Source organism: Sporanaerobacter sp. PP17-6a (genome assembly GCF_900095615.1).
Taxonomy (GTDB): Bacteria; Bacillota; Clostridia; order Tissierellales; family Acidilutibacteraceae; genus Acidilutibacter; species Acidilutibacter cellobiosedens.
In genome coordinates this window covers 25,735-49,771 of record NZ_FMIF01000006.1, presented here as the reverse complement: position 1 = coordinate 49,771, position 24,037 = coordinate 25,735, and the positions used below count along the sequence as shown (strand labels likewise).

The following is a 24,037-nucleotide window of genomic DNA, read 5'->3' as shown; positions in this document are numbered from 1 at the left end:
TTCTATATAAGAAGTAGAAGGAGGTGAAAAAAATGGTTATAAAAGAATATAAATATGAGTCAAAGATGAAACTTGAGCTTGACGGAGGAATGGACGGAAACAAACAAATAACCAAATCTAAGACTTATGGCAATATAAAGCTGGATGCTGATAACGAAAAGTTCTATCAAGTTGCCAATTCTATATCAGGGCTTCAGTCTCTTTCGGTGCTTAAGGTGAAAAGAATCTAAGAAATTGAATTAGAGGAAGAATAACAATTCAAATATAAAAAATCAAGAAAAGAAATATCCTGTATATTGAATATATCCTACAGAATAGTGCTAAACACCAAAACAACAGCATTGAAAAAACTGAGAAAACAATTGCAAAAATGATACAAATAAGCCGGAAAGATTTTATGCCTGCATAAAACCTTTTCGGCTACATCAAGCAAATAACTCATTAGTGTGTCAAACTACAAATAAGTAAGAACGCAAAAAAGACGAATAAAAACGTCCCCACATCTTATGTCCTATGGCAAATGAAATATCTTATTGCCATATTCTATAAAGGTGACCGTGAGAACTGTCCCCGCAGTTTATGAGTCTCCCAATCCGAGACTAAGTGGGACTTTAACCCACCTGATAAGTACGCTGCCACGCGCACGCTATGATATCTGCTGAATTCTCATCATAAATCTTGTTTCAGCCAATAAATCAATTAATAACACCAACAATTTTTACTTTTAGCATCAAAAAATTTTATATCAATATTTTCTCTTTCTTTTTTCAAACAATTTATTATTCGATCTTGTTCTTCATGGCAATTATTTCTATTTTTGATATATATAGAAATATATACTTCCTTTATATTGCCTTCATTAAATATTTTTTTAACAAGATGTTGATCCTGCTTTGCCATTTTCCATCCATAAATAATAACTTTTTCTCCCAAGTTAGGTAAAATATTTTCATAAACAAATTTCAAATATGTACTTCCTCTTATAGATTTTAACTTTTGCTCCGAATCTCCTGCGCTCACAAACCGAGGAACATAATTTTGCTCCCATTTACTATTTATTTCGTAGAGTAGATTGTTATGTTTATTCACTTTTATTTTAACATCGTTATTATTTTCATTGCTGGCTAAAATTAAATTCCCATGGGGATAAAAAACCAACGTTGGTTTTATTCCTTCATTATTTGGTTTACTAAGCTCATTAATATCATATCTAAATTCTAAATCCCCATTATCAGCAGTATCATTACAAAAACAATCTTTCATTTTACAATGCTTCTCCTTGTTACTTTCAATTATAGCCCAATAAACCAGTAAATCATAGTTCAAACTTATTACAGTACTAAATTTTCCCAAAAAATTAGATATGTTTTTTATTTGTTCCTTAACATCATTGTAATTTACATGAGTCTCTTCTACTGCTTCGATTAGTGAACTTCTTATATTATCATAAGTTTTCATAGCAACTTTTTCACTGTCCAAGTTCAAGACTTTGTTTACAATGCAAGCTTGCCTTAGTTTGTTCATTACCAGTTCAAAATCGTTTGTTTTAAGTGCCTTAAATAAACTTTTTGAAGTTTGGTTTAAAATGGAATCCTTGCATGCCTGTTCGAACAAATTGTTGTATTTAAAGCAATCATCGACAGCAATACTAGCTCCATTTCCCAAAATAACTGAAGCATCTCTTAAATTATTTTGATCTTTAAAAAGATCATCGAAATTAAAAATTTGATACATAGTATCACTCCCTAGAATTTAGAATAATACACTTTATTTTTAAAAACTTTTGTTGCCTTATTCCTTTCATTCACAAGAAAAACATTCAAAACATCTACCATATACACTTATTAGCAACATTCCCCCAGCTATCTTATTCCCACACATAAAAAAATCACATTTCGAACAGACAACTTGGAAATCCAAAAATCACAGAAATGGTTTAAATACTAAATTTATTTACCAATCTATGTCTCCAAATATCTTTAATCTATTAACATCAATCTTCATAAATTATCCAACGATCTATTATAATAATTCTACAATATTCTTAATACTCCTTCTTATTTCCCATAAATATTACAATATATTTTTTAAAAATCACAATAGTAAAATCCTCATTTATCTTCTATATAAGAAGTAGAAGGGGGTGAAAAAATTGAGTTTAAAAGAATATAAGTACGAATCCAAGATGAAACTTGAGCTTGACGGCGGAATGGACGGAGATAAACAAATAACCAAATCCAAGACTTACGGCAATATAAAACCGGCAACCTGATAACGAAAAATTTTATCAGGTTGCCGGTTCTATATCTGGGCTTCAGTCTCTTCCTCTGCTTAAAGTAAAAAGAATTGAAGAAATTGAATTAGAGGAAGAATAACAATTAAAAAATATATAAATTCAAGAAAGGAGGAGTAAATTCAAATGGCAGAATCAAAAATTCAGATGAATTTTAAAACGAGCGGAAACAAAAAAGTCAGCATATCCGTCGATAACCCGAAAGAAAGCCTTACTTCTACAGATATCAAAAACGTGATGGACGGAATAGTCACAGCGAATATATTCGACTATAAGGGAGAAAGCTTAGCGGAAGTGGTTAACGCAAAGACAATAACTACGGAAACAGAAGAAATAACATTCTAAAAAAAATAAAATAATTTCTATGCCGGCAGTTGTGATAACTGCCGGTGTAGAAATATACTTAAAGGAAAAATATACCGTCCGGAGCCTATTCCTTCATTTCTCATCATCATGTATTCCGGAACGGATACCTATATCATTTAATATATAAATAAGGGAATATTCCTTACTCCTATTTTAAAATGGAGGATAGATATATGACAAAATCATTTAAAAAAATCCTCACAAAAGAGAAGAACTTCTGAGAAAGCTAAAGCCCTTAATCATAAAAAGTATCAGAAAATATTACAATGACTTTTCTCAATATGAAGATCTGCTTCAACAAGGATATGAAGTAATCCTCAACGGAATAGACGAATTTGACGAAGAAAAAGATGTTAACTTTTTATGGTTTATAAAAATGAAACTTAAATTTTATTATCTTGATAAACATAAATACAAAAAAGAAAAACCTTCCTCATTAAACAACCCCATCGGAGAAGACGGAGATGAAATTTTGGATTTGATTCCCGACAATGACAAATCTCCTTTGGATAAAGTTTTGGAAAAAGAAAGAAATGCACGTCTAAGAAAAGCGATGAAAGTATTAACCCAAAGACAAAGGAAAGTAGTCATTTACTACTATATGAAAAACAAAAGCATAAAAGAAATATCCCATATATTGAAGATATCGTACAGAACCGTTATAAACACCAAAACAACCGCATTGAAAAAACTGAGAAAACAAATGGAAAATTAATATAAATAAGCCGGGAAGATTTTATGCTCACACATAAAACCCTTCCGGCTGTATATACATATAAGCTAAAAAAGCATTAGTATATCAACTTACAAATAAATAAAACTTATGGACAATAAAGCATCCATTTTCGCACTCTAATATCATTTCACCACATCAAAATCTGGCAAACAAAACGTCCCTGTGCCTGTGGGGATTTGTTAAGCACTGTATCTTTTAAATCCTCCAGCATTTCATCGGTAAATGTGCTTATAGAACCGCCGCGATTATCGACCAAGGCATCTAAGCCGTATTTATTCCACTTGTTTATATATTCAGTAATGGTCGGTCGAGATTTACCAAGTATATGTTGTATTTCTTCTGTATGAATGCCTTGATATCTCATTATTACAGTTCGAATCAAGGATTTTATAGACTTCTTTTGATGACTTTCTTCAAGTTTAATAAGGTCATCTATCGTGAATCCATGTAAAGTAGTTACTTCTAATAGTTTTCTTCCCATTTTGATATCTCCTTTTCTAATTTTAATTCATTATTAGTCTTTGAAAATATCAAAATGAAATACATTTAATTTTTTTAATTATTCACATTGTTTATCTATAGTAAAATTTCATTCCATTTTCTATATAAAAAGTGAAAGACGGCAAATAAAACGTCACCTTGCCCTTCTCTTGCCATATTCTACTCAAGATGACCGTGAGAATCGCCCCTATGGTTTCTCACATCCTGGCATTCCCATGTCTTTTGAAACCTAGTGGTCCATTGGTGGACAATTCTATTTTAACCAAATAGATATTTCTAAATTTTTAAATACTCAGATTGCATATTGAATACTTTACTGCGATTATTACTCTGCTCATATTTTTTACTAATTAGTTTTAGCTTATCATCTTCATGTGTTGAAAGCAATATTTGTGTATCATTAAAATTCTCTGATAGCAAATCAATAAATGATATTGCACTAATATCATCAATTGATTGTAAAGGATCATCAATTAATAATATTTTAATGCTTTCTTCTGAAGTAAATACTTCATTAATAGATAGTAACAACGATATTATTACACCATTGAGTTGTCCAGTACTCAAACTGTTAAAAATATCAGTTTTTTTTCCGCCTGATTTAAACACTACGGCATTGTTTTGTACATCCATTGATACGCCAAGTCCCAGCGGATAATTTTGAATGATTTTTCCACTAAAAATAAACATAGGAATGGCTATGTTTTGAACAATACTCGATTGGTATTCTTTATAAGCATCACTATATTTATCAATTAATTTTGAAAGAACTCTAATCTTATTATTATATAAATCTTTTTGTTGTCTATAAGCTTTATCTAGATTGCCAAATAACCCAGTTATAGATTGTAATTCAGCATTCAAACTATTTGAAAAAATCGAAGCAATGTAAAACTTTTTTGCTAGTAGATCTTTTTCATTATAAGGGGTTCTTTGATTATAATACTCCAAGGAAATTTGCTGAAATTTTATATACATTTCATCAGAAATAACTGCTTTTTCAGGCTTGATAAAATTTTTAAATATTTCAATTAAATCGATGTATTTTTGTTCAAAAACTGTGAAATCAACTGGTTCAGAACTATTACAAAATTTTATATTATTTTTAGTCAAATATTCATTAAGCTCATTACTATCTATACTAAGATATGCATTTAGCAGAGTATACTTTTCAAGCAAATCTTTATTTTGGAATACTAACTCCTCTATTTTATTTATAATATGGCTCTTAAAAATGTTACTCAATTCGTTCAAGACTTCTTTCAACCTATCTACTACTAATCCAAGATTAGATTTTAAACTTTCTTCAGTTGAAACAAAAAGACTCTCTAAATCTTCATAAATCCTTCCACATAATGGACAGCTATTGCTTGCTATTGCTCCTTTTTCTACTGATGAATCAAATAACTTTATTAATTCATTACGTTTGTTTAAAAGATTAGTAATAAGGGTTTGTGTATCACTCATGTTTTTTTCAATATTACTTTTATTTAATAGTAGTTCCTTGATTTTATTAATAATCGTAGTATCCAAACCTAAAATGTTAGCTATTTCATCACTAAAACTAAATTTTTTTTGATCATATTCTTGTTTAGTTTTTTGTACAATTTTTATTTGCTTTATTAAGTCTAAATTGTCATTGCATGATTGGATTTCATTAGAATAATATTCGGTTAAATATATTTTCTTATCTAAATCTAGATATTTTCCTATCTCTAAGTTTCTCTGCTTAACCAAAAAATCTTCATAATACTTAGTATACTCAATTAGTTCATTCAGCGGAGAAATTACTACATCAAAACTATCTTCTTTATCAAAAACCTCTTTATCAAAGATAAATTTCTTATTAGGAAAAAGTCTTACATATGGAATTTTTTCCTCTGATAGTTGAATTCCTTTTATTTTTTCCCTTAGCACTTTTTCCGTTTCTTTGAGAGAATTTAGGTTTGATATCACTTCTTCTTCATATGCTTTGAATTTACTCTCTAAACCGACTTTTATCTCTTTATATTGTTCAAGTGTTTTTTCAATTTGTTGATTATCTAAAATATCAGTAATAAACTCTTTTCTTGTTTTGTACTTCTGCTGCAAAAAATTTAGCGAATCCATTTGTGAAACATAAATGCCTAAATCAAAAAAACTTTTATTTATCCCTAAAAATAAGTACAATTCGTCATTTGTAATGATATCATCATTTTTATATATCAATGACTCAAAATTATTTTTACTTTCAAATACACGTTGTATCACAAAAACATTATCTAACACCGAAAATTGGCCGATTATTGTTATATCCTGTTTTGGATTATTTGCTAAAACTGAAATATTTTCTTTCCCTCTATTAGGCAAATCAGAATTAAAATGCTTTATATTTCCCGTTATAAGTAATTCAATCGCATCAAAAATTGTTGTTTTTCCATATCCGTTTGGACCTCCCATTATTATTAAGTTGAAATCATCAAAACTCATATCAATTTGTTTATTATTAGGGACATACTTAAAATTATTAAAGCTTATGGATTTTAGTTTCATCTTGTCCCTCCTCAATTATTTTTTTTAGAAGACTATCACTGATTTCTTCAGAATTAAAATGTTCAAGGCTTTTCAATAGATATTTATAGATTTCGTTAACTTCAAATTTATCTGATGTAAGACGTTGCAATTTTTTGTCTAAAAGATCGTCAAAGTTTGCCATTTTTGCCTTTGGAAATTCTAAATGAATAAAAGGAGTCTTAATAAGTAACCGAAATAAAAAATGAATATGATTGTCAGGAATATTAGGATCTAAATCTTCATCCATCAAAAGCTCAAGCAATGCTTTTTTGTCAATTTGATTCCACCAATTCATAAAGTCAGTAAATTCATTATCTGTATAGTACAAGACATATTTTTTATAAAAAAATTCATTTTCTTCTAGCTTTATAACCTTTTTATAAACATCGTTGGATATGGATTTGACATTATAGAGAAGTATTAGGTATGAGTTGTTTGGTTGACGACTAGAAAATGTTTTTACAATTTCATTTTCAAAAATTTCTTTTTCTATCTCAGCTAAACTTTCTTTAAGCTCTGAAATGAAATAGTATTTGTTATTCGCAAAATATAGCCTCAAATTATCTAGACCTAGTTTAATTTCACTTTTATTTTCCTTATCATCAAAAACAACACTTCCACCATTTAATATACTAACTATATCTAAATATTGGGCTAATCTCATTTAGTCACCTTCCTTAATTTCTCAATAAATTCTCGACTATCAACAATTCTAATAGAATCTTTGAGGTTTCGAATATCATTTTCCTTTGAATCTTCTGAATCCCTAAAAAATAAAATACTATCGCTTTCGGTATTATATGTAAGTCCACAAGTGTCCGCGGTAATAATATTACCTGACACGCCTGAAAAAACAAAGCTATTATATTTTATTTTTTTCAATTTGTCTTGAGCAGCAGTTTCAGAAGGTATTAAGCCAGAATAAAATGTTAGTAGGGTAGGTATCACTTTTGAGTCTTCTGAATCATAAATATTTGTATTACAATAGATAATATTATTATTGCTGTCCACATTTTCTGCCATTATAGTGTTAAACACAGGTATTAATAGCTTGCTAAAAGAATCTTCACTCATATTGCTTATATAATTTAAAGGTTTATCCCACCCATCATCTACATGAGGATTGATGTATCTACAGTACTCCCAAATATTTATATTGGCAATAAATTCGTAGCTCTTATATAGAGAACAAATTCCGTATATATCATTATAACATACACCCATTTTCTTATGTATGCAGTGGTTGTTGCAATACCTATCTACAGCATTTTTAAATTCAACAATTATATGCTCATAAACTTTTTCCTTTTGCTTTGCTTCATCACTCGCTTGAATATTCAAGTGTTTATCTAAAATAAAGTTAAAAACATCATTCATAAAAATCTTATAGTCTCTCTTTTCTTTACCTTGAATATGCATATTACTAATTTTGTTATCAAGGTAATTACATAACTCCAAATATATGTCCTCTTTGTTAGTAGCTGGTAACCCTTGTGAGAATAATACTTTTTCGATTTCCTGCTTAATTAAATTTGGGGCTTCTTCTAGCTCTACACATGTACCATAAGGTTTATATATTTTGATAATGTTAGAATAAGTATTGATACTATTCCCCCAGTCTTCTACATCAAGAGGAATACAGAGAAAACAAGTAGCCCCTATAGCGCTAATATCATTCCTATGGTTAATTAATTTTTCCATAGCAGAATTATAGCTAGAAATCTTTGTTGTAGCCAAATATGCTTTTACTTGATATAAAGATTTAGCTACATCATCTTCATAGATAATAAAGTCCTCATTTTTTTCAATTTCTATATACATGCCCTGATTCAAATCCTTGTTTTTAGCTAATAGTTCATTGATTTTAATTAGAGTTGCTAATAAAGTGATTTTACCTTGATAGTTATATCCACTCCATGAAGGAATCGCATCATTTCCTCTTGACATTTTTTCCTCCTTATATGTTGTTAATTAATACTTTCATACTCTATATATGATTCAATTTAGGCAATACTGCTTCTAAATACTCTTACCAATAATTATCCTCATCTCCGACCATGTCTTGTAACCAATAATACATAAATAGAATCTCAAATTTTTGCTTTCTACCCTTAATAAATGATTTTTTAGACATTTTCCTGTAAAGTGAGTCGAAATTGAAAAGATTACTTTTCCGTTTATAATCGTAATCATACTTTTCCCAACTATTAGTAGCATTCTTCCTATTCTTCTACTATTTCAATTTCTACAATCATTTTAACTGAAGAAGGCATAATAATAAAAATAGTTTCTGCTCCGCGATACAAGTCAAATATTGTCTTATCTCTTAAATCTCCTACAAATTTTCTTGCTGTTGTATAAAGCCCTTTTGCTCCAAAAGTATTGGCCTGGAAGAAGAAATCAGAAACATTGTTATTAGCCGTATGAAAAATCTCGCTATAAGGTCATCTAAAATTGTGATTTCCTTTGTTTCATTATTGCAACAATAACATTTACATTTTTATTTAAACCTAAATCAATCATTTCAAAATTTTATAATTCTCAATATGTAGATTACAAATTCTGTTTTCACATATTAATATCAATTCTTTATTTTAGTTGATTTCAATTTTCATAAATTACCCAATAATACATTATATTAATTCTACACCATTCCAAATATTCCTTTTTATTTTCCATAAATATTACAAAATATTTTCTAAAAACCACAATAGTAAAATCCCCCTATAATCTTCTATATAAGAAATAGAAGAAGGTTAAAAAAATGGCAGTAAAAGAATATAAATATGAATCAAAGATGAAACTTGAACTTGACGGCGGAATGGACGGAAACAAACAAATAACAAAATCCAAGACTTACGGCAATGTAAAGCCTAACACTGACAACGAAAAGTTTTATCAGGTTGCCAGCTCTATATCAAGACTTTAGTCTCTTCCACTGCTTAAGGTGAAAAGAATCGAAGAAATTGAATTAGAGGAAGAATAGTAATTAAAATATAAAAAATCAAGAAAGAAGGAGTGAATTCAAATAGAGGAATCGAAAATTTAGATGAATTTCAAAACGAGTGGAAATAAAAAAATCAGCATATCCGTGGATAACCCGAGAGAAAACTTGACTTCTACAGATATCAAAAATGTAATGGACGGAATAGTCGCAGCCGATATATTCGACTATAAGGGAGAAAGTTTAGCAGAAGTGGTTAATGCAAAAATAATAACTACGGAAACAGAAGAAATAACATTCTAAAAAAATAAAATAAATTCTACACCGGCGGTTGTGATAACTGCCGGTGTAGAAATATACTTAAAGGAAAAATATACCGTACGGAGCCTATTCCAGAACGGATGCCAATACCGATTAATGTATAATAATATAAAGCCTACCAAAATTTATTTAGGAGTCTAAAATGGCCTTAACCAAAAATTTATACAAAGAAATCAAAGATGGCAATGTACACAAAAGAGAAGAACTTCTGAGAAAGCTAAAGCCCTTAATCATAAAAAGCATCAGAAAATATTACAATGACTTTTCTCAATATGAAGATCTGCTTCAGCAGGGATATGAAGTAATCCTCAACGGAATAGACGAATTTGACGAAGAAAAAGATGTTAATTTTTTATGGTTTATAAAAATGAAACTTAAATTTTATTATCTTGATAAACATAAATACAAAAAAGAAAAACCTTCCTCATTAAATAAACCTATCGGAGAAGACGGAGATGAAATTTTGGATTTGATTCCCGACAATGACAAATCTCCTTTGGATAAAGTTTTGGAAAAAGAAAGAAATGCACGTCTAAGAAAAGCGATGAGAGTATTAACCCAAAGACAAAGGAAAGTAGTCATTTACTACTGTATGAAAAACAAAAGCATAAAAGAAATATCCCATATATTGAAGATATCGTACAGAACCGTTATAAACACCAAAACAACCGCATTGAAAAAACTGAGAAAACAAATGGAAAATTAATATAAATAAGCCGGGAAGATTTTATGCTCACACATAAAACCCTTCCGGCTGTATATACATATAAGCTAAAAAAGCATTAGTATATCAACTTACAAATAAATAAAACTTATGGACAATAAAGCATCCATTTTCGCACTCTGATATCATTTCACCACATCAAAATCTGGCAAACAAAACGTCCCTGTGCCTGCGAATGAAACGGCAAGATGCGTAAAAAGTCATTAATGAAAAATTTAATATACAACGTATGGTAGCAATTATAATATTTTATGCAGTATATAGAATATATAATTTATCATACAATAGTTTTTACGCAGTCTGACGTCTCCACGTTCTTATTTATTTATTTTATCCATTTTCTCTATTAAAAAAATAACTAAAATGCTTAATAAATTATACTTTATTAATGGCGATATAATACTAGCAAAATCCGCTCTAATCGAATAAATAAATATAGGAATAGATAATATATAAAATACGAAAAAATATAAATTTTTATTACTTTTTTGATAAATTAACCTAAGCAACAATCCAATAATTAAAAAAATCAAAACAATACCTATATATCCAAAATTAACATATCCTTCTCCGACCATTGTAAAGCCTTGTCCACTTCTTCCAAAATTAAAATATGTAGTATTAAACCATTCTAATGAAGAAAATTTTTTTAAATTAAATATTTCATCAAGCCCAAAGGCTCTAGCAATATCATAAACAAAAGTCATTCCCTTAAATTTTGAACATGAACTGCTATCTAATAATACTATTTGCAAATTTTTTGATGCAGATGCAAATTCACTTTTTAATAAACTTATAATTATATTATCATTACTAGTTGTTATCTGTTTTGTTACCCCATAATATTTATATTTAGCCAAAAGTGGAACTAATAATAATGCTATTATTGCAATTAGTATGGTTCTTTTATTATTTTTTTTATTCTTTACAAGAATATAATCAATATAGAATGTAATTAAAATTACTCTTAAAGGCAAATCTCTTTCTCCAGAGAATAAAAACATTAGAAAAACAACAAAAAAAGTGTATATTGTTAATTTTATATCAAGCTTAAAATTTTTAACAGCAAAGTTAGATAATTCAATAGAATAAATAACTAAAAATACAAGAACTACTTTAAACCCAATATTAATTATTAAATCATTTGAAGAAAATAACTCATTTTTATTGGAATAAGGGAATCTTGTTAATCTAAAAATTGTAATAAATAAAATTAATGAAATTAATATATATATAATTTTATTTGTTAATATTGAGATATTTAATTCTTTTAAATTGCCATAATTTATTTTTTTAGGTGAAATTGTAATTAAAAATATAGATAAAGCTAACCATTGTGAAAACATTAAATTTTTAGTATAAATATTTATATCATATGTATCATTAAGTAAATATAATATAGGATATGATATTGAATACAAAGTAAAAAATACTGAATACCATACATAAGGATGAGATAAATCATATTTTACAATTTTTGCTGCACCAAAAGCTAACAATATTATCGAAAATATATCTACAAATGGGTTATCAGAAATTAGCAAAACTATTCCTGATACAATTATATATAATAATAATATAATATAATTATTAAATAATGTTCTTTTTATTTTAAATTTCATAATATCTCCTTCTATATATTCAAATATCAATATCTTCGTTTCTTTTTAAAAATCATAAAGTAATTCTATGATTGTATTATCACAGAAAAATTACATTTATATAAAATTTGGCTATATGAGTATTTATATAGGTTGTACTACTTTGTTGTTTTAGATATTTTATATTTACACTAATTAAGTCCACTATATATTTTCTCCAATAAAATTATTAAATCTCTCTAGTAAATCATCATGTATACCTTCATAAAAATTATTTCTCTTTTTATCTAAAATTATAGAATTGAATTGACTTGCAACTATAAAATTTTTATTCCCCTGTTCAAACATCTTTACTTTATCTTTACTTAAACTATTTATTTTATTTGCAAGTTCAATATAATCCCCTGATTTAATTCTAAATTCCTTATCAATTATATTCTTTAATCCTCCAGCATTTGATGACACAATTGGACATCCTCTTGACATTGCCTCAATTGTTGCTCTAGGCATACCTTCTGTTAAACTAGGCTGAATGTAAATATCAATTGAATCTAGCCATTTAAAGATAACTTCTCTACCAGACAAAATACCTAAAAATTTTACTTGATTTTCAACATTAAGTCTCTTAGCTAAATTATCTAGCCATGAATGATCCCCACGACCTACAACTTCTAATTTAAATTTATCTCCTAGTAACTTTAAAGACCTAATTGCTGTATCAATACCCTTAATTTTATTATTTGCATAACCGATTAATCCTATTTTAGTTATTTTACTTTTTTGGACAATACTTTTTTTACGAAAAATTATTGCATTTTGATCTATAGAAATTCTCACACTTGGACAAATTAAATAATTACCTTTTGTTGGATATCTATCTACCAAATATTGATCAACATAATGTACATAATTTGCATTTTTTATCATTATCTTTACAAAAAATTTTACTATTGGAGCCGACATCTTTTTCAAATAAGAATTCATATTAATTAAAGTATCATAAACACATCCTCCCACATATATCAATACAGGCTTTTTATATCTTTGCGCTTTTCTATATGCAAAATATCCGTTAATTCCAAAACACATAACAATATCAGATTCTATAATAACTCTTTCCAAAATTTTATCTAATTTTTTATAATTATTTAATATATCCTTACCTGAAACAATTGAATCTACAAGGTACACTTGATATTTATTTGAAATTACATTACTTGAAGGTTCATAAGAATTATTACGAGCAACAAAAACAATATCTTCAAAATGTTTAGTTACAGTATAATAATGTTGGACATTTGCTCCACTATAAAAAAACATTCCATTTTTTCTACTAAAACCATTATCTGTAACAAATGCTAACTTCACATTCTCACCATCCTCAATAAATTATTATAGTAATTTTATACTATCATCAAATTAACAGATTAACCCTCTAATATAATACAAATTCACAAATATTTTTCACTTATATTATTATATATAAACAATTCCAAGATTAAAAATTATTTATAATAACATTTGGCATTAACAAGAGATTTGGTTCAACTATATTGGTATTCATATAAATAAAATAATCTTCGATTGCATCAATAGAAGACCTGGCTTTATATTCATAATAATGTGACTTAAGTTTATTCCATACATTTTCCTGTGGATTTAACATAAACGGTTCATCATCATGTTTGTTAACAAATTCTTCTACAGCCTTAGAAGTATGAATCCTTACATTATCCTAAATTATAAATACTCTTTTATTCTTGTTATGTTTCAACACTTCTTCCAAAAATTTAATAATTTCAGCAGAAGTAATTTTCTTATCAGAAGAATATACATTTACAATTGAATCAAATTTTTTGCTGATTTCGGTAGCTCCAATTATATTTACTCCTTTACGGCTACCATTTCTTTCTATTACAGGGAGTTTCCCTATAGGGCTCCAGCTACGATAATTATTAGATTCTATCCTGATTTTAGTTTCATCTTAAACATACAATACTGTATCGGAAATATTTTCAATAATATTTAATTTTTCTTTCATTTTAGCAAGTTCTTCAATTGTATATCCATATAAATTTTTTACTCTTATTAATTTTCTTGACATTTGAAATACTCTCTTAAATTTTACTTATACCTAGTTTTTAGAGTTTTCAAAATATCATTCAATTAATTTATTTTTAGTGATAATATTGTTTATCTATACATCTATTTTAAAATATTTTTTACCTTATTTATTATATATTAAATATAAAAGTTATACTTCGCTGTTACAAGTCATTAATTTAAAATAAATATTCATTTCATCATTTTTTAAACAAAAACATTAAAGTTCTCTTAAAGATTCAGCCTTTTCTTGTAATTTTTTTATAAATTTATACCAGTAAAATATGACTTAATAAATTGTAAATCCTAACTTCCATTAATTTACTTAGATTAAATATTTGATATTTAATGTTTATCTATTTCCTAAGCATACTTAATTTATCTTATATCCTCTAGTTTATTAGATTCTTAAGAATAGTTATTATCAAACTTTTTTTACCTAATAATTTTTTTCTATAGAGAAATTAATGTTGCAATCGATATTAAATGAACTATTAATATTATTCACCGCTTTAACTTTCCTAAACCATCTTGTTACAGTACATAAAAGTATATCTTTCTTCTATCTACTAAAGTTATATTACCAACCTTTTCTAACTCCTTAACTATTTATCTTCTAAATTCTTTGGAATATCTTGTATTTTTGCTTCTCATTTGGTTGGCTCCCATTAATTATACTTTAGATTATCTAAAATAATTAGGAGACTAAATAAATATTCTCTTTAAAACAAATTTAAGTATTAAATAATTTGTTGTTTATACAAATTAATATAATCACCAACCATTATTGATATATCATGTGAGTTTGCCTTAAATAAACTTTTTCTCATTCTATAAGTCTTTTCCTCAGTATCTTTTATTAAATTTTCAATTTTATTAGCTAATTCCAAATCATTTCCTTTTTCAAACAATATACCCTCTTGCCCAACAATTTCTCTTAATCCATCAATATTACTCGCAATAACAGGCTTCCCAGCTGCCATGCCTTCTACTGCAGCCAGTCCAAATCCCTCCCAATTGGAAGATAATACCATTATGTCTATTGTTTTCAATATTCTTTCTACATCATCTCTGTATCCAAGAAAATGAACCCTCTTATTTACACCAATATTCTTTGCTAATTTTCCATTTTTTTCTTTTAAATGTCCTTCTCCGACTAACAGCAAATGTATATTTTTCGGTAAATTTTTCATCGCTTTTATTAAAGTAAGTTGATCTTTAGCTTTTGAAAATCTTCCAACCATACAAACCAACTTTGTATTCTGTGTAAATTCAGAACAAATTTCTGACTTTTTATATGGAATTGCATTTTTAAATTTATCAATATTAACACCATTTTCAATAACAATAAATTTATTTAACCTATTCGGTTTAACTTTAAGCCATGATATAAGATTATTTTGTGTCGGTTTACTTATCGATATTATTTTATCGTAACCAGAATATATAAACTTCTCTAAATACCTTAGATATTCCCTTTCTCTCCTTCTATTATGAGTACTATGTTCTGTCATTACAAATTTAGGTTTATGACTAAATATTAATCTTGAAGCTATAGAAACCCAATAAATTGTAGGAAATAAATGTGCATGAATAATATCATAATTACCTTTAACTATATAATTTCTTATATATAAAATATTTTTAAAACTATAAGGATTTCTAAATGGAATAATATCAACCTTAACTCCACTATTAACCAATCCTTTATCAAAAACATTATTTCTATCCGTTAATAAAAGAACGTCCACTTTTACGCGAGTCCTTTTATTCATAAGTGGAACTGCTTCCTGAATTAACTTTTCCGCTCCTCCACTTCCGAGATTATTAATAATATATAAAACTTTCATTATCTATCACGCCTCATAATATTCTCTATACCAACTAACAAACTTTCCTATCCCTTCATCTATACTGGTATTAGGTTTGAAGCCTACATCTCTTATTAAATCATCTACATCAGCATATGTTTTTGGGACATCTCCCGCTTGCAGGGGTAAATATTCTTTCTTTGCTTCCTTGCCTAAATGTTTCTCTAAAGTTTCTATGAATTTCATTAACGGTACCGGATTATTATTTCCTATGTTATATACCTTATATGGTGCAAAACTTGTACTTGGGTCCGAATTTATCCTGTCATAATCCGGATTAGGTTTTGGAGGATTGCTTATTACTCTCACTACCCCTTCTATTATATCATCTATATATGTAAAATCCCTCTCCATATTTCCGTAATTAAATACCTTAATCGGTTCATCATTAAGTATAGCTTTAGTAAATAAAAACAATGCCATATCCGGCCTTCCCCATGGGCCATATACTGTAAAAAACCTCAATCCGGTTGTAGGTAAACCATATAAATGGCTATAAGTATGAGCCATCAGCTCATCGGATTTTTTCGTTGCAGCATATAAACTGACAGGGTGATCTACGCTGTCACTTGTTGAAAATGGCATTTTCTTGTTAGAACCGTATATACTGCTGGACGAAGCATATACCAAATGTTCCACTTTATTGTGTCTGCAGGCTTCCAATATATTCATAAATCCCATTATATTTGATTCTATATACGAATAAGGATTTATCAAGCTATATCTTACTCCCGCTTGAGCTGCCAGGTTAACTACTATATCTATTTTGTTTTCTTTAAAAACTTTATGTATAGCTTCTTTATCCTGAAGATTCACATATACAAATTTAAAATTATCTTCTTTTTCTAATATGCCTAACCTTGCCTTTTTTAAATTCACATCATAATAATCATTTAAATTATCTAATCCTATAACACTGCAGCCTTCCTTGAGCAACCTTTTAGAAAGATGAAACCCTATAAAACCCGCCGCACCTGTAACTAAGTATTTTTTTTTTCTATCTAATTCCCTGTAATCGCTCCTCATATTATTACAGCCTCCAATATATGAAATTCATATCCTCTGCCTCTTTTTTATCAAACATTCCCTTTACGTCAATCAATACATAATTATTCTTATACATCTGTCCATCATCAGTTGTTACTGCAACTTCATCCATGTATCTTGAAAAGCCATTTGCCATTTTATACATTTCTTTTATACTTTTAAGTTTTATAGATTTAAATTCATTATGAGGAACCGCAAATATAACAGCATCCATATCTTTTATTTCTTTAATATCACATAATTCAATTCCATAGCTATCCCACAAATTCTTTTTATCAGCCACAGGATCTACTACTTTCACTGATACCCCATATTCTTCTAATTCCTTAATAATATCTACTACTTTCGTATTTCTGACATCAGGGCAATTTTCTTTAAATGTAACCCCAAATACAGCTACTTTCGAACCATTTATCTGTTTGTTTGCTTTAATCATTAATTTCACTGTATTTTCTGCCACATATTTACCCATGTCATCATTTATTTTTCTTCCTGCTAAGATTATCTGAGAACGATAGCCTATTTCTTCTGCCTTATATGTCAAATAATAAGGATCTACACCTATACAATGCCCTCCTACTAATCCCGGAGTAAAGTTTAAAAAATTCCATTTGGTCCCTGCTACTTTTAATACCGATTTCGTATCTATTCCCATTTTATTAAATATAATTGACAATTCATTCATAAAAGCTATATTGATATCCCTCTGGGAATTTTCTATTACCTTGGCAGCTTCAGCAACTTTAATACTTTCTGCCTTATAAACGCCAGCTTGTACAACAAGTGAATATATTTTAGCAATATTATCAAGAGATTCTTCATCCATACCGGACACCACTTTTACAATATTTTTTAGTCTATGAGTTTTATCTCCAGGATTTATCCTTTCAGGAGAATATCCTACTTTAAAATCAATCCCACATTTTAATCCTGATTCTTTCTCCAATATCGGAATACATATATCTTCCGTAACTCCCGGATATACAGTAGATTCGTATACTACTATAGAGCCTTTTGTAAGATTTCTTCCAACGATTTCACTTGCTCCTATTATAGGTCTCAAGTCTGGAGTTTTATCAGAATTTATCGGTGTCGGTACTGCAACTATATGGAATTTACATTCTCTTAAATATTTTTCTTCATATGTAAAAAATGCATTGGTTTCTTTTAAGGCATTATCTCCCACCTCTTTTGTAACATCTATTCCTTTTAAATACTTTTTTATCTTTTTGCCTGATATATCAAAACCCACCACATCTGATACTTTTGCAAATTCTACGGCTAAAGGTAAGCCAACATAGCCCAAACCCACAACCGACATCTTTTCCTCCCTATCCTTTATCGATTCATACAGACTCACTTACTCTACCTTCCTTCAAAATATTATTTATTACCTCCATATATTTTTCTATAACAATATTTCTGTCAAACTCATTCTCTATCTTTTCTCTGGATTTTTCTTCCATGATTTTTTTCATATTACTGCCTAATTTTATAAAATCAATAATCTTTTCTTCCAGAGATTCAACTGATTTAACTTTAAATAAATATCCATTAATCCTGTCATCTATTATTTCTCTGCACCCGTGTATATTTGATGCTATAAGGGGCTTCCCCATAGCCGCACCTTCCAATAAAACATTGGACATGCCTTCATGATATGAAGGATGTACTATACAATCAACTTCCCTTATTTCATTTCTGACATCATCAGATACACCAAGATATTTTAATTTTTCATTTTTATTATTTAAAATTAAATTTTTATATTTTTCTTCTTCAAATGATCCTAATATCTGAAATTCTACATTCGGATACTGAGTTGCTACGCTTTCAGCTACATGCAAATATTCCTCTATCCCTTTTTCTTTCATTATCCTGCCTATAAATAAAAATCTTGTAATGTCATCTTTCTTTGTTTTCCCAACAGGTTTAAATTTATTAATATTTACACCGGAACCGGGAATTAATATAGTTCTCGTCTTATTTTCATTTATAATTTTATTTCTTATGAAAAAGTCTCTATTACTTTGATTCTGAAAAAATACGGTATTAGCTTTATTGCAGGCATATTTATACATATGCTCAATTATACCTTTAAACTTCCCTGTTGCAAGGGATGAACCAATGCCTGTAACATTCATAATTACAGGTATGTTAAATTTATTTGCAACATAACTACCATAAATATTAGGTTTTATTGTATAAGTCAAAATTAAATCTGGATTTAATCTTTTAAATATCTTTTTATAATTTTTAATAATCCTTAAATCTTCAAAAGGATTTTTTCCTCTTCTATCGATATAAGTTTGTATGTAATTAGCTCCAGTATTAATAATTAATTTTACTTCTTTATTGTCTTCCAATTCGGGAACTGAAAAATATACTTCAAAGTTATTTTCTATTAGTTTTTCAATTAATTCAAATCTAAATTGATATAACCCACCAGCATTATTGGCTAATATTAATATTCTTTTCATTTTTCATCACTCTGCCTAATTTCTAAAATTTTGTAACGCTTTTACTACTGTCTTAACTTCCTCTTCCCCCAAATTAGTACTGCATGGTACATTTATCAAATTCTTTTCATAGAACAGTGCTTTTTCAATCTTATACGACTGACTATCAAAATATGGCTTTTGTTTATGTATCAATCCCCAGAGGGGCCTTGTCTGAATATTTTCGCTGTTTAGCTTTCTCAGAAGTTCGTCTCTGTCCATGCTGTATTTTTCTTTGTCTACTATTATGGAATAAAACCAGTGGTTTGAGCGAGCATTTTTTGCAAAGGGAAGGATAGTCAATCCGTCTATATTTTCTACGGCTTCTTTATACAGATTATAATTTCTGATTTTTGTTTCTATAAAAGTTTCCAGTTTATCTATCTGGCTTGTCCCGAAGGCTGCCTGTATATTTGTCATGCGGTAGTTATAGCCTATTTCGTCATGTATGAAATACAAGGGATCGGTCTTTGCCTGAACGGACAGGAAAGCTGCTTTGTCCAACAATTCGTGGTCGTCGGATACAACCATTCCTCCTCCGCCTGTAGTTATTATTTTATTTGCGTTGAAGGAGTAAACTCCTACATCTCCTATCGTACCACAGTATTTTCCGGCATATCTGCCTTTTGTATAATAGGAACCCAAGGCTTCAGTGGAATCCTCTATTACTTTTAAATTATATTTTTCTTTTATCTTCATCAATCTTTCCATATCGGCGGGATTTCCGAATACATGAACGATGATTACAGCTTTTACGGTTTTTCCCGTTTCTTTATTAACTATTTTTCCGTCTTTAAAAATACATTGAGTTTGCAAAAACTCTTCCAGTTTGTCCATATCCATATTCAGGGTATCATCGCAATCCATGAATACGGGCTCGGCTCCTACATATTTAACAGGGTTTACCGCAGCTATGAATGTAACGGTAGGGACTATTACTTCATCACCATGGCCTATACCAAACACTTTCAAAGCAAGATGAAGCCCTGCAGTACCGCTTTGGCATGAAACCGCTCTTTTTACGCCTACATATTTGGCTATTTTTTCTTCAAATTCCGTTATAAATCTTCCTCCGGTTGATACCCAGCCTGTTTCTATGGTCTCTTTTATGTTGTCTAAGATGTCTAAGGAAAGGTTGGGGACTGAAAGAGGTATTTGTTTTTGATTAACCATTATTATCACTCCAAACATTTTTTAATTAATGCCGGTACTCCTGCAATCATCACATTGTCAGGAACATTTTTAGTAACGGTTGATCCTGATGCAACGACTACGTTATTACCAACTGTAATATTATTTATAATACTTGAACCGATACAAATCCATGAAAACTTACCTATATGTACCGTCCCTCCTATGTGGACTCCAGGAGATACATGAACTCCATCTTCTAATATACAATCATGGTCTATACTGCTTGATGTATTAATAATACATCCTTTACCTATAATAGAATTTGTGTTTATAATCGAACCCGCCATAATTACAGTTCCCTGTCCAATTTTACAATTATCACTGATAGATGTAAAAGGGTGTCTTAAAATAGGAATACTAATTCCATTCTTCATCATATTTTTAATTAATTTTAATCTAAGTTTGTTATCTCCAATGGCAACAAATGCATATTGGTATCTATCTTTATAAATTAAATAATCAGATAATGTTCCAATAACTTTATAACTATTAACCTCATGAAGACTTTTATTGTCATCAAGAAAAACTATTTCATCCCATTTATTCATTAATTTTGCTATTTCAGCAACTACTTTTCCATGCCCGCCAGCACCTAAAATCATTATTTTTGACATGTTATCACCTACTGACATTAAGTAAGCCTATTTGTATCACCAAAAATAGGCATCGTATCATCTTCCGAATTGTTTATCCCTTTCCTGCTCAAAATATTATATATGGTCATAAAAAAAATCCTAAAATCAAGCTTAAAACTTACATTATCCACGTACCATACATCATTTTTAAATCTTTCTTCCCAAGTAGTATTATTCCTCCCGTTGACTTGGGCCCATCCTGATATTCCGGGAATCACTTCATGCCTCCTCATTTGCTCACATGAATAATGCTTTAAATACTCAACCAACAGCGGTCTCGGCCCTATAAAGCTCATTTCCCCCTTAATTATATTAAACAGCTGAGGCAGTTCGTCTGTGCTTGTCTTTCTTAAAACCGAGCCTACTTTCGTCATTCTTTCCATATCCGAAAGCTTTCTTCCGTCACGTTCCGTTTCGGCTTTCATAGTTCTGAATTTATAGATTTCAAATATCTTTGCATCTTTGCCGGGACGCTTCTGCCTGAATAAAACGGGACCTTTGGGATCTTCCGCTTTTATTGTCATAGCCGCAATCAACATGATAGGCGACAAAATTATCAATAATATAATTGCAAATATAAAATCCAACAATCTTTTTATATATTTTCTATACAATCACTTTCAACTCCATCTTATCTTTTTCTCCTACACCCCAAAAAATCTTTCCACCCTATCCATAGGATACCCTATTTCCCTCAATCTCCCCATTATCTCATCTTCAAAGGTATAGGACGTAACCACTATCCCGTCATGCTTATATTCTTTTATTTCCTCACGGGAAATAATCTTATATCCTGCCAACTCATTGCCCTGCTTATCTTTGTCGTCGTCCACCAGTGCCAATACTTTCAGGGGTTTGTCCGTTCTTCCCTTTATTATTGCCAGTATGATTCCCGCCACTTCTCCGGCTCCATAGAAAAGTATATTCCTGTAGCCCTTATTTTCAATCCTCAATAAAAAATTCTCCACATTTTCTTCCGCCAGGCGGTACAGCTTTAAGAGTTCGTCCAAATATGTAATGGCAAGGTAGTTTTTCCTCTTCACCCCTTTGGGAGTGATTATATAGTTAACCGTCTTTGCCGATATATATTCTCTCTTCAGATAACTCTTCTCTTCCAGGCCGTTTATATATATGTTGACCATAGAGGGAGCCGCACCTATGAGATCCCCCAGTTCTTTCTGGGTTATATTCTGATTTTTTTCCGTTTCCTGCAGCAGTAAGAGTTCTTTGTACAGGGCTGTGGGATTAAAAAAATTCATGTCCATGTCGTTCTACGCTCCATATCCGAATTTTATTCATTCATTATACGAACGATTATAATATAACACTAATCTGGTTTCCTGTAAAGGAAAATTTGTGTAAAGATTTATTAAAATTTATCGGATTTTATTTAAATATGAAAATCAGAGAATAAAATAGTACAAACCTGTTGTATTATCGGATTTGTACTATCACGATTAACCGTCCTGCTTCTCTCCGACTATTCCCTTCAGATATTTTCTGAACTCCGTGCCCAATTTTTTTCTCTTCAGGGCAAATTCCACCGTTGCCTGGAGAAATCCCAATTTATCTCCTACGTCGTATACCTTTCCTTCAAAGTTGTAGGCATACATGGCTTCTTTTTTCGCCAGTTCCCTTAGGGCATCCGTCAGCTGGATTTCCCCTCCGGCTCCCGGGGCTGTATGTTCCAATACTTTGAATATCTCCGGAGTTATTATATATCTTCCCAATATGGCTACGTTGGAAGGAGCTTCTTCCGGGGTAGGCTTTTCTATAAGATCCTTTACCTTGTATACTCCGTCTTCTATATACATGCCCGAAACTATGCCGTATTTGTTTACCTCTCCTTTTGGTACTTCCTTGATTCCCAGTATGGTTGTCTTGTATTCGTCGTATACATCCATGAGCTGTTTCAGACACGGTTTTGTCTGCGAATCGACGATATCGTCACCCAAAAGCACCGCAAAGGGTTCGTCGGCTATGAAGTTTTTTCCGCAGTATATGGCATCTCCCAATCCTTTAGGTTCTTTCTGCCTTATATAAGTAATATTGGCCATGTTTGATACTTTCCGAACAAGGTTCAGGAGTTCCGTCTTGTTTCTCTGTTCAAGCTCCATCTCCAGTTCCACGGATTTGTCAAAATGGTCTTCTATGGCTCTTTTGTTTCTTCCCGTGATTATCAATATATCTTCTATTCCCGATTCTATGGCTTCTTCAACTATATACTGTATTGTAGGCTTATCAACTATGGGAAGCATTTCTTTGGGCTGTGCTTTCGTGGCGGGAAGAAATCTCGTTCCCAGTCCTGCCGCGGGTATTATCGCTTTTTTGATCGTCATATTTTTCCCTCCTATACTCTCTTAACTTTGACTTTATTCAAAACAATCATGACTTCGTCTGTTTTAAGGATATAACACATCATAAAATATATCAATACTCCTGCTGCCACTGATATCGGCAGCCTTCCCTGAATATTAATACCACAACAATAATTATATCAATCCGATATTTAAAATTCAACAAAAACTGCCAATATGAATTTATTTTAAAAATATTTATACATTATATCAAATATTTCATTAAGAAATATCCATAAGGAAGAATCCTGTCTATTTCCCGGATAATAAACAGGATATGGATTTGGTATACG

At 29.8% G+C, this 24,037-nt stretch carries 24 protein-coding genes and 1 pseudogene; 8 read left to right on the top strand and 17 right to left on the bottom strand.

The genetic code is table 11. The features are described 5' to 3' along the window. Positions 1–32 precede the first annotated feature (32 nt). Positions 33–230, top strand: coding sequence for a DUF1659 domain-containing protein (locus PP176A_RS04235; protein ID WP_071139219.1), 198 nt, complete (start codon positions 33–35; stop codon positions 228–230). Between the two features lie 469 nt (positions 231–699). Here PP176A_RS04235 and PP176A_RS04230 read toward each other — a convergent pair whose 3' ends face one another. Further along, the gene (locus tag PP176A_RS04230; RefSeq protein WP_071139218.1) at positions 700–1,734 is read right to left on the bottom strand and encodes a DUF4917 family protein; all 1,035 of its coding nucleotides are present in this window, start codon (positions 1,732–1,734) and stop codon (positions 700–702) included. A gap of 418 nt (positions 1,735–2,152) precedes the next feature. Between PP176A_RS04230 and PP176A_RS16015 the strand changes: the two genes are divergently transcribed. From PP176A_RS16015 to PP176A_RS04220, 4 genes and pseudogenes are all read left to right on the top strand, one after another. Next, entirely contained in the window at positions 2,153–2,272 is a 120-nt protein-coding gene (locus tag PP176A_RS16015; RefSeq protein ID WP_143037638.1) for a DUF1659 domain-containing protein, read from the top strand. A 31-nt stretch (positions 2,273–2,303) separates the two neighbouring features. Further along, positions 2,304–2,375: a hypothetical protein gene (locus PP176A_RS16795; protein WP_441296103.1), complete on the top strand. Its 72-nt coding sequence runs from the start codon at positions 2,304–2,306 to the stop codon at positions 2,373–2,375. A 44-nt stretch (positions 2,376–2,419) separates the two neighbouring features. After that, the gene (locus PP176A_RS04225; RefSeq protein ID WP_071139217.1) at positions 2,420–2,638 is read left to right on the top strand and encodes a DUF2922 domain-containing protein; all 219 of its coding nucleotides are present in this window, start codon (positions 2,420–2,422) and stop codon (positions 2,636–2,638) included. 232 nt (positions 2,639–2,870) lie between these two features. Beyond that, positions 2,871–3,374, top strand: a pseudogene (locus PP176A_RS04220) (RNA polymerase sigma factor); the annotation flags it as partial. Positions 3,375–3,522: 148 nt separating this feature from the next. Here the strand turns inward: PP176A_RS04220 and PP176A_RS04215 are convergent. The 4 genes from PP176A_RS04215 to PP176A_RS04200 form a co-directional block, all read right to left on the bottom strand. Then, positions 3,523–3,876: a helix-turn-helix domain-containing protein gene (locus PP176A_RS04215; RefSeq protein WP_071139215.1), complete on the bottom strand. Its 354-nt coding sequence runs from the start codon at positions 3,874–3,876 to the stop codon at positions 3,523–3,525. Between the two features lie 296 nt (positions 3,877–4,172). Next, the gene (locus PP176A_RS04210) at positions 4,173–6,428 is read right to left on the bottom strand and encodes an AAA family ATPase (protein ID WP_071139214.1); all 2,256 of its coding nucleotides are present in this window, start codon (positions 6,426–6,428) and stop codon (positions 4,173–4,175) included. After that, entirely contained in the window at positions 6,403–7,113 is a 711-nt protein-coding gene (locus PP176A_RS04205; protein ID WP_071139213.1) for an ABC-three component system middle component 1, read from the bottom strand. The genes PP176A_RS04210 and PP176A_RS04205 overlap by 26 nt, the downstream gene beginning before the upstream one ends. Beyond that, positions 7,110–8,396 carry an ABC-three component system protein gene (locus PP176A_RS04200; RefSeq protein ID WP_071139212.1) on the bottom strand — a complete coding sequence of 429 codons (1,287 nt, stop codon included), beginning with the start codon at positions 8,394–8,396 and terminating at the stop codon, positions 7,110–7,112. Before PP176A_RS04200 ends, PP176A_RS04205 begins: the two co-directional genes overlap by 4 nt. 817 nt (positions 8,397–9,213) lie before the next feature. On the opposite strand from PP176A_RS04200, the gene PP176A_RS15800 reads away from it, so the two are divergent. The 3 genes from PP176A_RS15800 (at position 9,214) to PP176A_RS04190 (ending at position 10,420) form a co-directional block, all read left to right on the top strand. Next, the gene (locus PP176A_RS15800) at positions 9,214–9,378 is read left to right on the top strand and encodes a DUF1659 domain-containing protein (RefSeq protein ID WP_083381779.1); all 165 of its coding nucleotides are present in this window, start codon (positions 9,214–9,216) and stop codon (positions 9,376–9,378) included. Positions 9,379–9,498: 120 nt separating this feature from the next. Then, the gene (locus PP176A_RS04195) at positions 9,499–9,696 is read left to right on the top strand and encodes a DUF2922 domain-containing protein (protein ID WP_071139211.1); all 198 of its coding nucleotides are present in this window, start codon (positions 9,499–9,501) and stop codon (positions 9,694–9,696) included. A 160-nt stretch (positions 9,697–9,856) separates the two neighbouring features. Then, entirely contained in the window at positions 9,857–10,420 is a 564-nt protein-coding gene (locus PP176A_RS04190; RefSeq protein ID WP_071139210.1) for an RNA polymerase sigma factor, read from the top strand. A gap of 335 nt (positions 10,421–10,755) precedes the next feature. Here PP176A_RS04190 and wzy read toward each other — a convergent pair whose 3' ends face one another. The 12 genes from wzy to galU all read right to left on the bottom strand — a co-directional run bounded on the left by wzy (position 10,756) and on the right by galU (position 23,726). Continuing rightward, a complete protein-coding gene (wzy, locus tag PP176A_RS04185; protein ID WP_071139209.1) occupies positions 10,756–12,060 on the bottom strand; it encodes an O-antigen polysaccharide polymerase Wzy in 1,305 nt (434 codons plus the stop codon). Between the two features lie 183 nt (positions 12,061–12,243). Then, positions 12,244–13,407 (bottom strand): glycosyltransferase family 4 protein, encoded by a 1,164-nt coding sequence (locus PP176A_RS04180; RefSeq protein WP_071139208.1) that lies wholly within the window; start codon positions 13,405–13,407, stop codon positions 12,244–12,246. Between the two features lie 367 nt (positions 13,408–13,774). After that, complete coding sequence (locus PP176A_RS16715; protein WP_083381782.1) at positions 13,775–14,011, bottom strand: transposase; 237 nt, start codon at positions 14,009–14,011, stop codon at positions 13,775–13,777. A gap of 871 nt (positions 14,012–14,882) precedes the next feature. Then, positions 14,883–15,992 (bottom strand): glycosyltransferase, encoded by a 1,110-nt coding sequence (locus tag PP176A_RS04175; RefSeq protein ID WP_071139207.1) that lies wholly within the window; start codon positions 15,990–15,992, stop codon positions 14,883–14,885. Between the two features lie 6 nt (positions 15,993–15,998). Then, positions 15,999–17,039, bottom strand: coding sequence for an NAD-dependent epimerase (locus PP176A_RS04170; RefSeq protein ID WP_071139206.1), 1,041 nt, complete (start codon positions 17,037–17,039; stop codon positions 15,999–16,001). A gap of 4 nt (positions 17,040–17,043) precedes the next feature. Then, on the bottom strand, positions 17,044–18,420 hold the full coding sequence (locus tag PP176A_RS04165) for a nucleotide sugar dehydrogenase (protein WP_071139205.1): 1,377 nt from the start codon (positions 18,418–18,420) through the stop codon (positions 17,044–17,046). Continuing rightward, positions 18,407–19,540 carry a glycosyltransferase family 4 protein gene (locus PP176A_RS04160; RefSeq protein ID WP_071139204.1) on the bottom strand — a complete coding sequence of 378 codons (1,134 nt, stop codon included), beginning with the start codon at positions 19,538–19,540 and terminating at the stop codon, positions 18,407–18,409. The genes PP176A_RS04165 and PP176A_RS04160 overlap by 14 nt, the downstream gene beginning before the upstream one ends. A gap of 15 nt (positions 19,541–19,555) precedes the next feature. Next, complete coding sequence (locus PP176A_RS04155; RefSeq protein WP_071139203.1) at positions 19,556–20,731, bottom strand: LegC family aminotransferase; 1,176 nt, start codon at positions 20,729–20,731, stop codon at positions 19,556–19,558. 5 nt (positions 20,732–20,736) lie between these two features. Then, on the bottom strand, positions 20,737–21,384 hold the full coding sequence (locus tag PP176A_RS04150; RefSeq protein ID WP_234958792.1) for an acetyltransferase: 648 nt from the start codon (positions 21,382–21,384) through the stop codon (positions 20,737–20,739). Further along, positions 21,384–22,001 (bottom strand): sugar transferase, encoded by a 618-nt coding sequence (locus PP176A_RS04145; RefSeq protein WP_071139201.1) that lies wholly within the window; start codon positions 21,999–22,001, stop codon positions 21,384–21,386. Before PP176A_RS04145 ends, PP176A_RS04150 begins: the two co-directional genes overlap by 1 nt. 30 nt (positions 22,002–22,031) lie before the next feature. Then, a complete protein-coding gene (locus PP176A_RS04140) occupies positions 22,032–22,652 on the bottom strand; it encodes a nucleoside-diphosphate sugar epimerase/dehydratase (protein WP_071139200.1) in 621 nt (206 codons plus the stop codon). 192 nt (positions 22,653–22,844) lie between these two features. Next, entirely contained in the window at positions 22,845–23,726 is an 882-nt protein-coding gene (gene galU, locus PP176A_RS04135; RefSeq protein ID WP_071139199.1) for a UTP--glucose-1-phosphate uridylyltransferase GalU, read from the bottom strand. Between the last annotated feature and the right edge of the window lie 311 nt (positions 23,727–24,037).

Bases quoted from the DNA above. Each gene is read 5' to 3' on its own strand.
- PP176A_RS04230 (WP_071139218.1), bottom strand. From the start codon at position 1,734: ATGTATCAAATTTTTAATTTCGATGATCTTTTTAAAGATCAAAATAAT.
- PP176A_RS04210 (WP_071139214.1), bottom strand. From the start codon at position 6,428: ATGAAACTAAAATCCATAAGCTTTAATAATTTTAAGTATGTCCCTAAT.
- PP176A_RS04200 (WP_071139212.1), bottom strand. From the start codon at position 8,396: ATGTCAAGAGGAAATGATGCGATTCCTTCATGGAGTGGATATAACTAT.
- PP176A_RS04155 (WP_071139203.1), bottom strand. From the start codon at position 20,731: ATGGTTAATCAAAAACAAATACCTCTTTCAGTCCCCAACCTTTCCTTA.
- PP176A_RS04195 (WP_071139211.1), top strand. From the start codon at position 9,499: ATGAATTTCAAAACGAGTGGAAATAAAAAAATCAGCATATCCGTGGAT.
- PP176A_RS04175 (WP_071139207.1), bottom strand. From the start codon at position 15,992: ATGAAAGTTTTATATATTATTAATAATCTCGGAAGTGGAGGAGCGGAA.
- wzy (WP_071139209.1), bottom strand. From the start codon at position 12,060: ATGAAATTTAAAATAAAAAGAACATTATTTAATAATTATATTATATTA.
- PP176A_RS04160 (WP_071139204.1), bottom strand. From the start codon at position 19,540: ATGAAAAGAATATTAATATTAGCCAATAATGCTGGTGGGTTATATCAA.
- PP176A_RS04215 (WP_071139215.1), bottom strand. From the start codon at position 3,876: ATGGGAAGAAAACTATTAGAAGTAACTACTTTACATGGATTCACGATA.
- PP176A_RS04235 (WP_071139219.1), top strand. From the start codon at position 33: ATGGTTATAAAAGAATATAAATATGAGTCAAAGATGAAACTTGAGCTT.
- PP176A_RS04140 (WP_071139200.1), bottom strand. From the start codon at position 22,652: ATGGACATGAATTTTTTTAATCCCACAGCCCTGTACAAAGAACTCTTA.
- PP176A_RS04190 (WP_071139210.1), top strand. From the start codon at position 9,857: ATGGCCTTAACCAAAAATTTATACAAAGAAATCAAAGATGGCAATGTA.
- PP176A_RS04170 (WP_071139206.1), bottom strand. From the start codon at position 17,039: ATGAGGAGCGATTACAGGGAATTAGATAGAAAAAAAAAATACTTAGTT.
- PP176A_RS04205 (WP_071139213.1), bottom strand. From the start codon at position 7,113: ATGAGATTAGCCCAATATTTAGATATAGTTAGTATATTAAATGGTGGA.
- PP176A_RS04225 (WP_071139217.1), top strand. From the start codon at position 2,420: ATGGCAGAATCAAAAATTCAGATGAATTTTAAAACGAGCGGAAACAAA.
- PP176A_RS04150 (WP_234958792.1), bottom strand. From the start codon at position 21,384: ATGTCAGTAGGTGATAACATGTCAAAAATAATGATTTTAGGTGCTGGC.
- PP176A_RS15800 (WP_083381779.1), top strand. From the start codon at position 9,214: ATGGCAGTAAAAGAATATAAATATGAATCAAAGATGAAACTTGAACTT.
- galU (WP_071139199.1), bottom strand. From the start codon at position 23,726: ATGACGATCAAAAAAGCGATAATACCCGCGGCAGGACTGGGAACGAGA.